The sequence below is a fragment of the Vibrio phycocola genome (assembly GCF_053850235.1).
In genome coordinates this window covers 15,331-29,304 of the sequence record NZ_JBSQDJ010000012.1, presented here as the reverse complement: position 1 = coordinate 29,304, position 13,974 = coordinate 15,331, and the positions used below count along the sequence as shown (strand labels likewise).

Annotated in this window: 15 protein-coding genes; 6 read left to right on the top strand and 9 right to left on the bottom strand. The window is 41.8% G+C overall.

Going from position 1 to position 13,974, the window contains the following annotated elements; translation table 11 throughout:
- The first annotated feature begins 12 nt into the window (after nucleotides 1-12).
- From ACWU4D_RS15670 to ACWU4D_RS15655, 4 genes are all read left to right on the top strand, one after another.
- Entirely contained in the window at nucleotides 13-1,008 is a 996-nt protein-coding gene (locus ACWU4D_RS15670) for a glycosyltransferase family 2 protein (RefSeq protein ID WP_456052389.1), read from the top strand.
- A 226-nt stretch (nucleotides 1,009-1,234) separates the two neighbouring features.
- Nucleotides 1,235-2,344 carry a Coenzyme F420 hydrogenase/dehydrogenase, beta subunit C-terminal domain gene (locus ACWU4D_RS15665; RefSeq protein ID WP_456052388.1) on the top strand — a complete coding sequence of 370 codons (1,110 nt, stop codon included), beginning with the start codon at nucleotides 1,235-1,237 and terminating at the stop codon, nucleotides 2,342-2,344.
- Nucleotides 2,341-3,594 (top strand): polysaccharide pyruvyl transferase family protein, encoded by a 1,254-nt coding sequence (locus ACWU4D_RS15660; protein ID WP_456052387.1) that lies wholly within the window; start codon nucleotides 2,341-2,343, stop codon nucleotides 3,592-3,594. The genes ACWU4D_RS15665 and ACWU4D_RS15660 overlap by 4 nt, the downstream gene beginning before the upstream one ends.
- Before the next feature lie 14 nt (nucleotides 3,595-3,608).
- On the top strand, nucleotides 3,609-4,514 hold the full coding sequence (locus tag ACWU4D_RS15655) for a lysylphosphatidylglycerol synthase domain-containing protein (RefSeq protein ID WP_456052386.1): 906 nt from the start codon (nucleotides 3,609-3,611) through the stop codon (nucleotides 4,512-4,514).
- 135 nt (nucleotides 4,515-4,649) lie between these two features.
- On the opposite strand, the gene ACWU4D_RS15650 is transcribed toward ACWU4D_RS15655, so the two are convergent.
- From ACWU4D_RS15650 to ACWU4D_RS15625, 6 genes are all read right to left on the bottom strand, one after another.
- Nucleotides 4,650-6,365: a proline--tRNA ligase gene (locus ACWU4D_RS15650; protein ID WP_456052385.1), complete on the bottom strand. Its 1,716-nt coding sequence runs from the start codon at nucleotides 6,363-6,365 to the stop codon at nucleotides 4,650-4,652.
- Nucleotides 6,366-6,474: 109 nt separating this feature from the next.
- Complete coding sequence (gene tsaA / locus ACWU4D_RS15645) at nucleotides 6,475-7,173, bottom strand: tRNA (N6-threonylcarbamoyladenosine(37)-N6)-methyltransferase TrmO (RefSeq protein WP_456052384.1); 699 nt, start codon at nucleotides 7,171-7,173, stop codon at nucleotides 6,475-6,477.
- A 3-nt stretch (nucleotides 7,174-7,176) separates the two neighbouring features.
- Complete coding sequence (locus ACWU4D_RS15640; protein ID WP_456052383.1) at nucleotides 7,177-7,626, bottom strand: YaiI/YqxD family protein; 450 nt, start codon at nucleotides 7,624-7,626, stop codon at nucleotides 7,177-7,179.
- Nucleotides 7,626-7,919 carry a hypothetical protein gene (locus tag ACWU4D_RS15635; protein WP_456052382.1) on the bottom strand — a complete coding sequence of 98 codons (294 nt, stop codon included), beginning with the start codon at nucleotides 7,917-7,919 and terminating at the stop codon, nucleotides 7,626-7,628. Before ACWU4D_RS15635 ends, ACWU4D_RS15640 begins: the two co-directional genes overlap by 1 nt.
- Nucleotides 7,920-8,014: 95 nt before the next feature.
- Nucleotides 8,015-8,326: a DUF3301 domain-containing protein gene (locus ACWU4D_RS15630; RefSeq protein ID WP_456052381.1), complete on the bottom strand. Its 312-nt coding sequence runs from the start codon at nucleotides 8,324-8,326 to the stop codon at nucleotides 8,015-8,017.
- On the bottom strand, nucleotides 8,323-9,369 hold the full coding sequence (locus ACWU4D_RS15625) for a DUF3549 family protein (protein WP_456052380.1): 1,047 nt from the start codon (nucleotides 9,367-9,369) through the stop codon (nucleotides 8,323-8,325). Before ACWU4D_RS15625 ends, ACWU4D_RS15630 begins: the two co-directional genes overlap by 4 nt.
- Before the next feature lie 168 nt (nucleotides 9,370-9,537).
- Here ACWU4D_RS15625 and ACWU4D_RS15620 point away from each other — a divergent pair, with 168 nt between their 5' ends.
- Together ACWU4D_RS15620 and truC are read left to right on the top strand one after the other, a co-directional pair.
- Complete coding sequence (locus ACWU4D_RS15620; RefSeq protein WP_456052379.1) at nucleotides 9,538-9,849, top strand: YqcC family protein; 312 nt, start codon at nucleotides 9,538-9,540, stop codon at nucleotides 9,847-9,849.
- On the top strand, nucleotides 9,849-10,577 hold the full coding sequence (gene truC / locus ACWU4D_RS15615) for a tRNA pseudouridine(65) synthase TruC (RefSeq protein ID WP_456052378.1): 729 nt from the start codon (nucleotides 9,849-9,851) through the stop codon (nucleotides 10,575-10,577). Before ACWU4D_RS15620 ends, truC begins: the two co-directional genes overlap by 1 nt.
- Before the next feature lie 106 nt (nucleotides 10,578-10,683).
- Here the strand turns inward: truC and dxs are convergent, their stop codons facing one another.
- Genes dxs through xseB form a run of 3 tightly spaced genes read right to left on the bottom strand, consistent with a single transcriptional unit; the run spans nucleotide 10,684 to nucleotide 13,719 of the window.
- Nucleotides 10,684-12,549 carry a 1-deoxy-D-xylulose-5-phosphate synthase gene (dxs, locus tag ACWU4D_RS15610; RefSeq protein ID WP_456052377.1) on the bottom strand — a complete coding sequence of 622 codons (1,866 nt, stop codon included), beginning with the start codon at nucleotides 12,547-12,549 and terminating at the stop codon, nucleotides 10,684-10,686.
- 23 nt (nucleotides 12,550-12,572) lie between these two features.
- The gene (ispA, locus tag ACWU4D_RS15605; protein ID WP_456052376.1) at nucleotides 12,573-13,457 is read right to left on the bottom strand and encodes a (2E,6E)-farnesyl diphosphate synthase; all 885 of its coding nucleotides are present in this window, start codon (nucleotides 13,455-13,457) and stop codon (nucleotides 12,573-12,575) included.
- A gap of 7 nt (nucleotides 13,458-13,464) precedes the next feature.
- The gene (xseB, locus tag ACWU4D_RS15600; protein WP_456052375.1) at nucleotides 13,465-13,719 is read right to left on the bottom strand and encodes an exodeoxyribonuclease VII small subunit; all 255 of its coding nucleotides are present in this window, start codon (nucleotides 13,717-13,719) and stop codon (nucleotides 13,465-13,467) included.
- Nucleotides 13,720-13,974: the final 255 nt, after the last annotated feature.

Sequence of the window (13,974 nt, the reverse complement as noted above, 5' to 3'; positions counted from 1 at the left end):
AAGGCATTATTAATGAAATTGATTGTTCAGATTCCATGTTATAACGAAGCTGATAACCTAGCAGATGTGGTAAATTCCATACCGACTACGATACCTGGAATTTCTAAGGTTGAGGTACTGGTCATCGATGACGGCTCAACTGATGGAACTGCAGATATCGCGCGCCAGTTGGGCGTAGATCATGTCGTTGTCAACAGATGGAATCGAGGATTAGCTCATACCTTTCGTACTGGTATTGAAGAATGTATTCAGCGAGGTGCCGATATCATCGTGAATACGGATGGTGATAATCAATATAATGGGGAAGATATTTCGCTGTTGGTTGAGCCTATTGTTAATGGCAGCGCTGAGATCGTTGTCGGAAATCGAGGTGGGTATAATAACCAGCACTTTTCTTTTTTTAAACGTTCACTACAAGTGTTCGGCAGTTTTATCATTGCCAAAGCTACAGGACTAGCAGTAAAGGATGCCGTTAGTGGGTTTAGAGCAATAACTAGAGACGTTGCTCAGCAACTTAATATTGTATCGGATTTTAGTTATACGATTGAAATGTTGGTTCAAGCCAGTGCGAAAAAGCTAAATGTAGTTTCGGTCCCAATTCGCACCAATGGTAAAACAAGGGAGTCTAGACTCTTCAAAAATATTCCACATTTTTTGAAAATGTCGATTTCTACATTAGTCCGTGTTTATACAATGTATCGCCCTCTGCGAGTATTCTTAAGTATTGGAACCTTCGCGATATTGTTAGGACTCATTCCGATATTACGATTTTTGTATTTCTATTTTAATGGAATCGGAGATGGCCACGTTCAATCATTAGTACTAGGTACGATGCTGATTGTTCTAGGTGCTGTCTCACTGTTGATAGGTATGGTAGCGGATCTGGTCGGATTTAACCGGAAGCTCACTGAAAAAGTCTTGCTACGCATGGAGTTACTAGAAGAAAGGTTAGTTAAAAATGACCAAATATCCATGTCAGATAGCACAAAAAAAAACGAGAAGAAATAGGATTGAACTCTGTGTGAAATATTAGCATTGATGGAATAGTGAAGTGGAATTTACAGCTTTCTTAAGGGCATACCTTTTGGGGAACACAGAAATTTTCCTAGTTTTTAAAAAGGTATTGCTGGTTTGTTAACTCGTAGGTGGTAATAGCACTCATTTATAATGTTTCACCCAATTGAAATTAATTCTTAATAAATTGGTATAAAAATTTAGATATAAAGAGGTAGGGATGGTTGGGAAGTTTATCGATCGCTTATTTAAAAAAGTCTGGTCAGATACTGACATAGAAAAATATGTTGGGAAAAACATTCAGTCATATTTAACCTATGCTCAAGATGATAACATTCGAAAGTTTTCAGCATCTGGAGGCTCAACAACAGCTATATTAATTCATGGGTTGGAGCATGGATTTTTTGATGGCGCGTTAGTGTGTAAAACAGTAATGGTGTCCGGAAAAGTTCGTACTAAATTTGAGGTGGCTGTAACTAAGCAAGATATACTAGAAGCCCGCGGTAGTAAGTATGTAGAGTCAAACTTTACTCGAGATGCTATACCCCAAATCAAAAATTTCTCAGGGAAAGTAGCCGTTGTTGGGCTACCTTGTGATTTAAGTGCTCTTACAAGGCTCTGTAGAAGAGATCGCGTGTTAGCGAGTAAAGTTTCGTTAACTATAGCTCTAGTTTGCGGACATAATTCTCGAACGGATTTAATAGATGAAATTAGTACACGTTTAGAGAAAGAGTCAGGGAAGAAAATCGTTGATTACCGCTTTCGAGTGGGGCATTGGCGCGGCTTTCTAGAAGCTGATTTAGATGATGGATCTACAATTCGTAAACCTACTAAGTTTTTCAATGATTATCAAAATTTGCATTTTTTTAGTGAAAGAAAGTGCATGTCTTGTCATGACCATTATGGGTATGTTGCAGATATTACCGTAGGTGATGTTTGGTTATTCAAATTAAAAGATAATCCTATCAAGCATACTGGAATAATTGTTCGTACTAATCGAGGGAAAAGTATTTTAGATAGTTCTACGTTTTCTGGCGATATTCATTCAGAAGGGCTGGATGTTCGAGAAATTATGGACGGCCAGTCTCGAATTGGTCCATCTCATTATAATGTAACAGCTCGTCATAAAGTCGGAAAAATTTTAGGGATAAAAGTGAAAGACACTGTCAATGAAAAAGTTTCTGTAGCGACATATATTAATACGTTCTTATCGTTACTAAATATTAAAGTTAGTAGTAAACCTTGGGGAAAAAAAATCATATTTTCGATGCCAAGAATAATCTTAAAAGCTTATTTATATTTTAAAAAAGCCTTGGAGTCATATAAATGAAAAGCCTATCATTTATTGCCGCTACATTTTATGGCAACCGTGGAGCAGAAGGTATGCTCAGTACTGTATTGGGTAAGTTAAAGGAAGATGCGTCAGAGGACATTGAATTCAATGTTTATAGTTATTACCCAGATGCAGATCGAAACCTTGTTAGTGACGAATCTATAAACATATTTTCTGCTACGCCAGCTTACTTGGTCCTAGTGCTGGTCCCCTGTGCTTTATTATATCGTCTATTCAATCTGTTATTACTAAAAAGTGCCTTAAAAATACTCCCATCATCAATTCTCTCGCTCGCGGAATCAGACGCATTGGTATGTTTAGCAGGTGTATCTTTTGTAGAAGGTCGGACTAAGTTTATACTTTTTAATATAGCGACCATTTTGCCTGCTCTGATAGTTGGTGTTCCGGTAGTTAAATTGTCTCAGGCGATGGGACCGTTTAATACTCAGCCAAATAGATTGGCAGCGAAGATATTTTTAGGAGCCTGTGACCAAATATTTACACGAGGTGACAAAACTCACTCATATCTTGTGGATCTCCTAGGAGATTCAAAGAACTATCAGCGAGCAGATGATGTTGCTTTTCATTTTAAACCTCGTTGGAGTTTTAGTTCCCCAGCTTTAGACCTATCCACTAAACTCAAAGCGCTAGACAAGGCCAAGCAGCTAGGTCAAGTAGTAGTCGGCGTTTGCCCGAGTATTGTAATTAGCAGGAATGCAGCTAAAGCAGGATGGGACTATCACTCACATATGCAGGAGTTAGTAAGTGGATTGGTAGAGAATGGTTATATTGTTGCATTATACCCGAATGCAACACGAGGAAAGGATATGGATAAATCTCATAATAATGATTTACCTTTATTACGCGATATTATCGATGGCTTTAGTGATGATCTTAAACAAAATGTAATCTGCTTTACTGATTCATATAATGCGGCTCAAGTCCATAATATTATTAACGCTTGCAATGTTAATGCTGTATCTCGCTTTCACGCTATGGTTGCATCGCTGTCATCTTGTGTTCCTGTCATGGTCATTGGATGGAGTCATAAATATCTTGAAGTTATGGAGCGGTTCGAGCAACAAGACATGGTCCTTGATTACCAAATTGGTAATGTTGAGCCAATAATAAAATGTATCAATACTTTAGTTGAGCAAAGTACACAGCGTATTGATCAGATATCAGAACGATTGCCCGAAGTTAAAAATCTTTCGAATAAGCAATTTTCTTACTTATGCCACATATGACTAGACTACTGAACTTGAATTCTATAAAAACGATTATTAAATGGATTTGGATAGTCGCTATTTTGGTTTTTTTTTCTATCTATGCTTTTCAAAAGAAAGAGCTGATATTTCAAATTAAATCGATTATGCCAGTAATGCTAGTGTTGCAGTCGATGGTTTTTGTTTGCTTTGCCAAGTATCTTCTTGTAATTAATATGAAGGTCGCTTGTGAGAAATTTGATATAAAGCTTAGCTTCTTTGATTCATTTAAGATTTATAGTTTAACTCAATTATCTAAGTATGTTCCCGGCTCTATTTGGCAGTTTGTTAGTCGATTTTTAATATTACACAATAGAGGATATGACCGCGATAAGATTAAAAAATCTCTCCTAGCAGAGTATATGTGGTTATTAGCTTCCGCGATTCTTATTGCTTTTACTGTAGAGCTCGTTGGGTCTTTTGGTTTTGTTATATTCTGGGCTGATAAGATTGATGTTAATTTAAGCTTACCTTTTATTGCTTTTATCGTTATCACTCTAATAAGTCTAGCTTTATATTTATTCGGGAGAAATTTGTATTGCTGGCTTCTCGAACTACGACCACCTCTGAAGACTATTCTTATTATGTTCATTATGTGGTGTGCATTAAGTGGCTCTCTCTGGGTTACCCTAGAACCATTTACTGATAATTCTCCGTCATTTATCTATATTTTAGGTATTTACTGTTTTGCGTTTTCGGCTGGTTTTCTTGTTCCAGTGGCTCCAGCTGGATTGGGCATTCGAGAGGCTGTACTGATGACTGCTTTATTTCCATATGTCGATTCTGATGTTGCTCTGCTATTAGCGGCTTTGAATCGTGTGATTTATTCATTTGTTGAAGTAATTATGCCTTTGTTAATAATAGTAGTTTCGGTGAGAACGAAGCGAGATAATAATGGCTAATATCGCTGTTAGATTATTTGTCTAGGAAGTTAAAGTGAATATTTAAGAAATTGATATTTAATATTATAGTTAACTAGTTTAAAAAAGAGCAGCTTAAATACTGCTCTTTCCAAATGATTAATTTATTATCTAAAATTACGCTAAAGCGCCCTTAACAAACTCAACAACCTCATCCATCTTAACTACCGATTTCTCACCGCTACGACGGTTTTTATATTCGAAGTTTCCTTCGTCCATACTGCGGTCGCCAATGATGATGGTGTGTGGAACGCCGATCAATTCCATATTCGAGAACATAACACCTGGGCGCTCTTTACGGTCATCAAATAGAACATCAATGCCAAGAGCCTTTAATTCTGCATAAAGGTCGTTAGCGGCTTGTTGAACGCGTTCAGATTTATGCATGTTCATTGGCACAATAGCCACCTGGAATGGCGCGATTGCATCTGGCCAGATAATACCGTATTTGTCGTTGTTCTGCTCGATAGCAGCCGCAACAACACGAGAAACACCAATACCGTAACAACCCATTTCTAGGATGGTATTTTTGCCATCAGGCCCAAGGACACCACAGTTCATTTTCTCTGAGTAGTTTTTACCAAGCTGGAAGATGTGACCGACTTCGATACCACGCTTTAACATCAGAGTGCCTTTTCCACATGGACTTGGGTCACCTTCAACGACATTGCGAAGATCTTCAACTTGGCCTAACTCGACGTCACGACCCCAGTTAATGCCGAAGTAGTGCTTATCGTCAACGTTTGCGCCTGCGCCGAAGTCACTCATTACAGCAACAGTGCGGTCGACGATAAACGGTAGGGTTAGACCAACGGGACCAAGTGAGCCTGGGCCTGCGCCAATTAGAGCACGAATTTCTTCTTCTGTTGCCATTTCGAGAGGTGCAGCAACTTGCGCTAAGTTTTCCGCCTTCACTTCATTTAACTCGTGATCACCACGGATGATAAGCGCAATGATGTCGGCATCGACGTCATCAGACGCTTTAACAAACAGTGTTTTAACGGTTTTTTCAATTGGAAGATCGAATTGCTCAACCAGTTCTGCAATGGTTTTGGCGTTTGGTGTATCGACCATTTCCATTGTTTGAGTTGGTGCTGCGCATTCATCAGTCGGAGCCGTTGCTTCGGCTTTTTCGATGTTGGCAGCGTAGTCAGATTCGGTCGAGAAGGCGATAAGATCTTCACCGCTTTCGGCTAATACATGGAACTCTTGTGAACCGCTGCCGCCAATTGCGCCACTATCGGCAAGCACTGGACGGTAATCTAAACCCATACGGTCGAATGCTTTACAGTACGCGTCGTGCATGATGTCGTAGGATTTTTGCAATCCATCTTTGTCGATGTCGAAACTGTAGGCATCCATCATCGAGAACTCACGTGCACGCATTACGCCAAAACGTGGGCGTCGTTCGTCACGAAATTTAGTTTGGATTTGATAAAGGTTGAGCGGAAGTTGTTTATAAGAACTGACTTCGTTGCGTACAAGACTTGTGATCACTTCTTCCGCCGTTGGGCTAAGAACAAACGGGCGCGAATGGCGATCAGTAAGACGTAATAACTCAGGTCCCATTTTTTCAGAGCGGCCTGTTTCTTCCCATAGCTCAAACGGTTGAACCACTGGCATTAAGGTTTCAACGGCCCCTGCATTGTCGATTTCTTCTCGAACGATATTTTCTACTTTACGCAAAACACGCAGGCCAGTAGGCAGCCAAGTATACAAACCAGATGCAAGTTTTCGGACCATTCCGGCACGCAACATGAGCTGATGGCTTACGATTTCGGCATCGTTTGGTGTTTCTTTTAGCGTAGAAAGAAGATATTTACTGGTACGCATGGGTTCTATCCGTTGATTAAGTTATTGAGTAATCCCGTAGGTGAGCATCTCTGGTGAGGAAGCGTGACTAGGGAGTTTAGCCGCTAATCATATCAGCCATTTGGCTTTGTCAAAAGTCCTCTATTGTTGTGATGAGAACCTTTCTGCCTTCGACACGAAATTTGATATTGAAGTCGAACAAATTTACCGCATATTCTCGGTTATCATGCTGTGATTTTTTATACGCGGGTCGAGGGTCTTGAGCCAGTACTTGTTCAATCACGCGGTAAAGATAATCGTGTTCAGGGTGGTTGCTTAAAGAGTGCTTAGCGGAATCAGAAAAGATGACTTCTAATAACTCGGGAACATTCTGGGCGTAGCCCGCGAGCGCATCAGGAATCGCATCGCTGTAGGGAATATAAGGTTTGATATCAATGATGGGAGTGCCATTCACCAAATCAACGCCACCGAGCTCGAGATAAAAGTGATTGCCTTCTTTGCTGACACCTTTTAGTTCGACGGCTGACATACCAATCCCGTTCGGTCGAAAAGTCGCGCGAGAAGCAAACACACCAATGCGTTCATTGCCGCCGAGACGAGGAGGGCGCACTGTTGGTTTCCATCCAGCCGCGAGATTTTGGTCGAACAGAAATAGTAACCAAAGATGACTAAATTGCTCGATACCTCGAATGGCTTCAGCACAATTCGATTCGCCTAATAATTTGAGACGAGATTTAGCGGCAACTAACCCTGGCTGGCGTGGTACCGCAAACTTCTCTTTATAAGGCGATTCAATTTCTGCAATCGGTGTGATAGAGAATGAAGACATGAATTAACGGTGGTGTTTCGCAAGAAGTCGGTCAAGGTGATTGGCAAACTCGCGTCGGTCAGTTTGAGATAAACTGGCTGGACCGCCCGTTTGCACACCACTGGAGCGCATTGTTTCCATAAAGTCACGAATATTCAATCGAGATTTTATGGTTTCTTTGGTAAACAGTTCACCTCGAGAGCTTAATGCCATGACGTTTTTGGTGATCAGTTCATCTGCCAAAGGAATATCGGAAGTGATAACAAGATCACCCGCTTCAGTACGGCGGACAATTTCGTTATCTGCAATATCAAATCCGCTTTGGACCTGCTGAAAGTGGATATTATTTCGTCGTGGCAAAGGAATTGTATGATTGGCGACAAAAATACACTCTATTCCCGTGCGTTCAGCCGCACGTACAATCACTTCTCTGATGACCTTAGGACAGGCATCGGCGTCAACCCAAAGCTTCATTATGATTTCTCACTTAATTGCGTTTCAAGTTGTGTGATCCGCGCTAATAACTGTTCAACCTGAGTTTCTAACTGTTCAACGCGAGTATCTAAAGAGGTTGTTACTTCGGCTGCAACTTCAATTTTTGGCACGCGCTTCGATGCTTTCCAGCTTTTGATCGTGGAAATGATCGCAGGCATTGGAATTGATTGAGATAACCGAGCTTTAACCAGTGCAACAGAAGGTTCTTTCCCTTCGTTGGTTAACTGGGTTAGTACCGCTTCTAACTCTTCAGTTACGTCTTTGGTAATCATATGGTGTCCTTACTTCATTATTCGGGAATTCTACGCTGAACGGTGTTAGAACGAAAGCGTCCTCGTGCTACGTTAACGATCATACGGTATGAATGTTATTCCTGTTCAACATATCGATGAGGAGGGAGGTTAAATTTACTGATGTAGAACCCTCGCATAATTAATTCACCTTGGTAGCAATCGTCTCCTAATGAAGAAAACTCAAAATGGTAGATGGTGTGCCAGCGCCACGTTTTTTCCTTGGTGCGAAACTTATGGGTCGAAAAGGCAACACTGACCAATTGCAAGTTCATCTGTTTGCATTTACGTTGGATCGCTTGTTTCGCTAATTCAGATTGCTTGCGCTGTTGCCAAAATAGAAAACAGACCAATGCTGCAAATATAATGGCATACAAATCGGTAATCATTGAGTTTGCCCTAAAGTACTTTTCTGCAAATTAGTGAGTGCGTCGACCAATTGTGGTGATGGTGTTGAATGTAACAGCGGTAACATAATCATCCGTAGCTGTGGAATCATCACCAGATCGGCAAACAATTGATTAAACAAATTTTGATCTTGGGTTTGAGCAAGTCGAACTAGAAATAACTCCGCCTTAGCGGTTTCTGCAAGGGCTTGCCAGCTTCGGCCTGCCAGAGCGACCAATATTTCTGGGTGACATAACTGAGCCTGAGACAATAGCTGTTGAACAACATCGGTTAAATGCTGGTTATCGCCACCTGATAATGCTCTGATCAATGCTGAGAGTAAAAACAAATCAGGTTCATCACCTTGCATCTCATCCAAGGTAAATTCAGCCAGTTTATTGCTGAGATCACTGGTTAGAGAGACATGTTCCAATGCGCCAAGTAAACCGTATAGAGGCTGGCTTGGTAGGTGCTTGAGTGAGCGTATGAAATGGCGATGATTTTGTTCATCAGATAATCGAGCCGCCATATCAGTAATACCTTGTAAGCCGACACTTTGCCATTTGTCCCATCCGAGTTCGCCTTTAAAGTAGTGTTGGGCGTGCTCGTAATATTGGCTTGCTGGATGTGATAGCTTCGCACGCACTAGGCTGTGGAGTACCGCCATTTTTTCTTCGTTTGGCTTAAACGTGAAAGGGTTGTTTGCCAGTTTGTTTTGTTGTTCTTCGCTTAAATTATTGGTTAAACGTGTGCCCATCGCTTCTAACACATAGCGAATGAATTGTCCCACGTTGGCAGGCATCAGTAATCCACGTTCATCCAGTTCGAAGTTAAGAAACCAGAACCAAGGCTGCTTAGATTCATTCCAATAGACGATAGCAAACTTAGCATGGCGTTGAAGCGGATAAGGATAGGGTTGCTGCCCTTGTTCAACGCTGGCGAATTGCTGGTTGTCGATAAGCTGAATACGGCGGCCTAAGTCGAACACCATGTAGTCGCATTCACTTTCGCTAACGAGTTGGCTAAGAGTATCTATGGTTTGCATATATCATCCGATGAAAAGGGGTAATTTGAATCAGTTAGTTCCTAAGGCCATGTACGTCTATGATTGGGTTTGCACACACTTTAGGGAGTTTGACTCTATCAGTTATTCTTCAATAGATGGTACTCTATAGCACGTTTTCAAGTCCGACAAAAAAATTAAGCACGCTCGATGACCAGAATTGTTTCCCTTATCTCGCTTTTAGACCAACTCGAAATGAAATTGAATGGCCTAAATTTATGGCAAACGACCCCTCCTAATGAAGAAGCATTAAGCAGTTTGGTTCCTTTCGCCATGGATACACTAGCCCCCGAACAATGGCTGCAGTGGATTTTTATTCCCAAAATGCGTCACGCTTTGAATGAGAATAACCTTCCTCGAGGTTTTTCGATAGAACCTTATTTCGCACAAGTTTGGCAAGGAAAGCCGGCTTATTCGTCTTTACTCAATATCATTCAGCAGATCGATAAGGTGTGCCAATAATGTTAGAAATACTCTATCAAGATGACTACTTGGTCGCGGTGAATAAGCCAGCAGGAATGTTGGTACACCGCTCTTGGCTGGATAAACACGAAACCCAATTTGTAATGCAAACCTTGCGGGACCAAATTGGCCAGCATGTGTTCCCGTTACATCGCTTAGATAGGCCTACGTCTGGTGTGTTAGTGTTTGCATTGTCGAGCGAAGTGGCTGCTAAGGTGATGCCGATGTTTGCAGAGCATCAAATGGAGAAAACCTATTATGCTGTGGTCCGAGGTTGGATTGAAGAAGAAGCAAGGTTGGATTATCCGCTTACCCAAGAGCTCGATAAAATCGCGGACAAATTTGCCAAACAAGATAAACCTGCTCAAGAGGCTGTGACCTATTATCGACCAATAGCCCATATTGAAGTGCCGTTTTCAACTGGACGTTTTCCAACCAGCCGATATTCGCTAGTCGAGATGAAACCAGAGACTGGGCGAAAGCACCAATTGCGACGTCATATGCATCATATTAGCCATCCGATTATTGGTGATACCAATCATGGTGATGGAAAGCATAATCGATTGTTTAGAGAGCATTTTGACGCTCACCGATTACTGCTGCATGCGGCTGAACTAAGCTTTATACATCCCTATACCGAACAAGAATTGGTGTTAAAAGCGAACTATGATGAGGTATGGTTGCATTTATTTGAACAATTTAAATGGCCGTTAGATAAATGCTCATAGATTTTTGAGCTGGATAATATTTGAAAAGGGACTCAATAAAAAAGCGCCAGACACGGCGCTTTTTTGTAGGGTTAATACGACAAGTTATGTCGGGGTTCGATGGTCACTATCTGTTGAGGTAGCTGTTGATGGCGTTGATAATGCCATCTGCATCTAATCCCAATTCTTCGTACAATTCATCTTGTGTTCCCTGATGAATAAACTCATCTGGTAAACCCAGTGTCAGGGTTGGCTTAATGCACTTTTCTTGCATCATAAACTCGATCACCGCCGAGCCAGCTCCTCCAGCGATCGCGTTTTCTTCGAGTGTGACAATCACATCGTGCGTTTGGCACATCTCTTTGATAAGTTCTTTATCTAGTGGCTTAACAAAACGCATATCGATAACGGTCGCGTCCAGTTGTTCCGCTGCGACAACCGCATTGTGAAGTAACGGACCGAAGCTGAGAATGGCACATTGTTTTCCTTCGCGAATGACGCGGCCTTTACCAATTTCAACAGCAGTAAATTCGTTAGTCGCGACGGTGCCATTACCAGAACCACGAGGGTAACGAACCGCACTTGGCCCTTGATGTTGATGGCCGGTATATAGCATTTGACGACACTCATTTTCATCGCTTGGAGCCATAATCACCAAGTTAGGGATGCAACGCATAAAGCTAAGGTCGAATGCACCTTGGTGTGTTTGTCCATCAGCTCCAACTAATCCAGCACGGTCGATGGCAAACATTACCGGTAGGTTCATGATCGCAACATCGTGAATAAGCTGATCATAGCCTCGTTGGAGGAAGGTAGAATAGATAGCCACGATCGGATGATCGCCCGCTATCGCCATGCCTGTTGCCAAAGTCACTGCATGCTGTTCAGCAATCGCAACATCAAAATATTGGCTTGGGTATTCTTTGGAAAAACGCACCATGCCAGAGCCTTCACGCATGGCTGGCGTGATTGCCATTAGCTTAGGATCTTGTGCGGCCATGTCACATAAGAAATCCCCAAAAATGTTAGAAAAAGTTGGGGGATTATTGTTACTTTTCGGTAATGACGAATGGCTCGGATCGAATTTAGGTACGCCATGGTAGCCAATTGGATCTTTCTCTGCTGGCTCATAACCTTTGCCTTTTTTGGTCATAATATGCAGAAATTGAGGCCCTTTGAGGTCTCTCATGTTACGGAGCGTTTTTTCTAGCTCAAGAACATCGTGACCATCGATTGGACCGATATAATTGAATCCCAGCTCTTCAAAAAGAGTGCCGGGTACTACCATGCCTTTTATGTGCTCTTCTGTTTTCTTAACCAATTCTTTAATTGGTGGAATACCAGAAAGTACTTTCTTGCCACCTTCCCGAATTGTGGTGTAGAGATTTCCTGAAAGCAGTTGTGCTAGGTGATTATTTAATGCGCCCACGTTTTCAGAGATCGACATTTCATTATCGTTGAGCACGACAAGCATATCGTTGTGGATGTCTCCAGCGTGGTTTAGGGCTTCAAATGCCATGCCTGCGGTGATGGCTCCATCACCAATAACACTCACAACACGGCGAGATTTTTCTTCTTTGGCAGCACTGATTGCAATACCTAATGCGGCACTAATCGATGTTGAAGAGTGTCCGACAGACAGCGTGTCATACTCGCTCTCTTCACGCCAAGGGAAAGGGTGAAGTCCCCCTTTTTGCCTTATCGTCGGCAGCTTATCGCGTCGGCCAGTTAAAATTTTATGAGGGTATGCTTGATGACCTACATCCCAAATCAAGCGATCATGAGGGGTATGATAGACGTAGTGTAAAGCCACCGTCAGTTCGACAGTACCGAGTCCAGAGGCCAGATGTCCGCTTGATTGACTGACACTATTGAGTAAATACGTTCTCAGTTCATCGCATAGTTTAGGCAACATCTCCTTTGGCAGAGAGCGAAGCTCATCTGGGGTATTGGCCAAAGCTAATGTTGGATATTTAGAAATATTCAGAGTCATAGTTACGCGCTTATAAATTCTTTTTAATTCTTGCGCTCGATGACATATCGGGCGAATTGTTCAAGTTTACTGGTATCAAAAGGAATGGCATCAAGAGCTTCGAGAGCATCTTCGAGAAGCAAATTCGCTTTTTGTTGAGCACCGGCTAGTCCTAGAATAGCAGGATAGGTGCTTTTGTTGAGTTTAGTATCGGAACCTTGTGGTTTACCTAGCGTTTTTGTATCACTTGTTATGTCCAAAATATCATCTTGAACTTGAAACGCCAACCCGACAGCGGCGGCATAGCGATCTAAATAAGGTAATAACTTAATACCTTTTTCACCCGCTGAAAGTGCGCCTAAGCGAATGGCACATCCTATCAGTGCACCTGTTTTATTGCGGTGAATAGTTTCAAGTTCATTGAGTTCGACGAGTCGATTTTCTGCTTTTAGATCGAGGGATTGTCCTAAACACATGCCATTTGCACCTGAAGCATTGGCAAGCGTTTGAATCATTTTGATACGCTGAGGTTCAGCATCTGCGCTTAACATACCCTCAGATAAGATCGTGAACGCTAGGGTTTGCAGAGAGTCGCCCGCTAAGATGGCGGTAGCATCATCAAACTTAATATGACAAGTTGCATGACCTCGACGTAGTTCATCATTATCCATAGCAGGAAGATCATCATGGATCAGTGAATAGGCATGAATACATTCGATGGCACTTGCAGGGGTATCCAGTTGTTCTAAACTGCACCCAAGCATTTCTCCGGTAATATATACCAGATAAGGTCGTGCTCGTTTACCACCCAACAATAGCCCGTAGCGCATTGCTTGAGTTAGCGAGTCTTGCTGCATTGGCAGCTGATCTAACCAGCTATTTAATTGCTGACTGTTTCTTTCCTGATAGAGTGCTAAATCTGAAATCATGGCAATCTTATTTATTTGGCTCAGATAGTGAAGGTGTAAAATCATCGAGTGGAGCTTCATCACTTTCACTCAGCAATATTTGGACTCGTTGTTCAGCATTGCTTAATTTCACTTGTCCTGCTCGGGCTAGGGCGATGCCACGCTCAAACGTTTTTAGTGCATCTTCAAGCGCAAGCTCTCCTTGCTCTAGCTGATTAACCAAACTATCGAGTTCTTCAATTGTCGCTTCATAGGACATATTTTCTGGTTTTTTACTGGCCATAATCATTTCATCATTAAGATAATGGTGGGAAGTTACCCTAGGGCGCTATCTTGGTCAAATTTAACGAGGATAATTTCATTCAAATAGCCATTTTTATGACTAAGCTATTAAACGTATAAAAAAATTGTTGCCAATATTCTTACATTGATGAGAAGGGTTCACGGTGAAGTAGGAATTTTTGACCTACAATAGAGTTATATTGAATTTATTTACGATGTGAACCAATAATTTAACTAAAGCTTTTTCGGCTCAGCC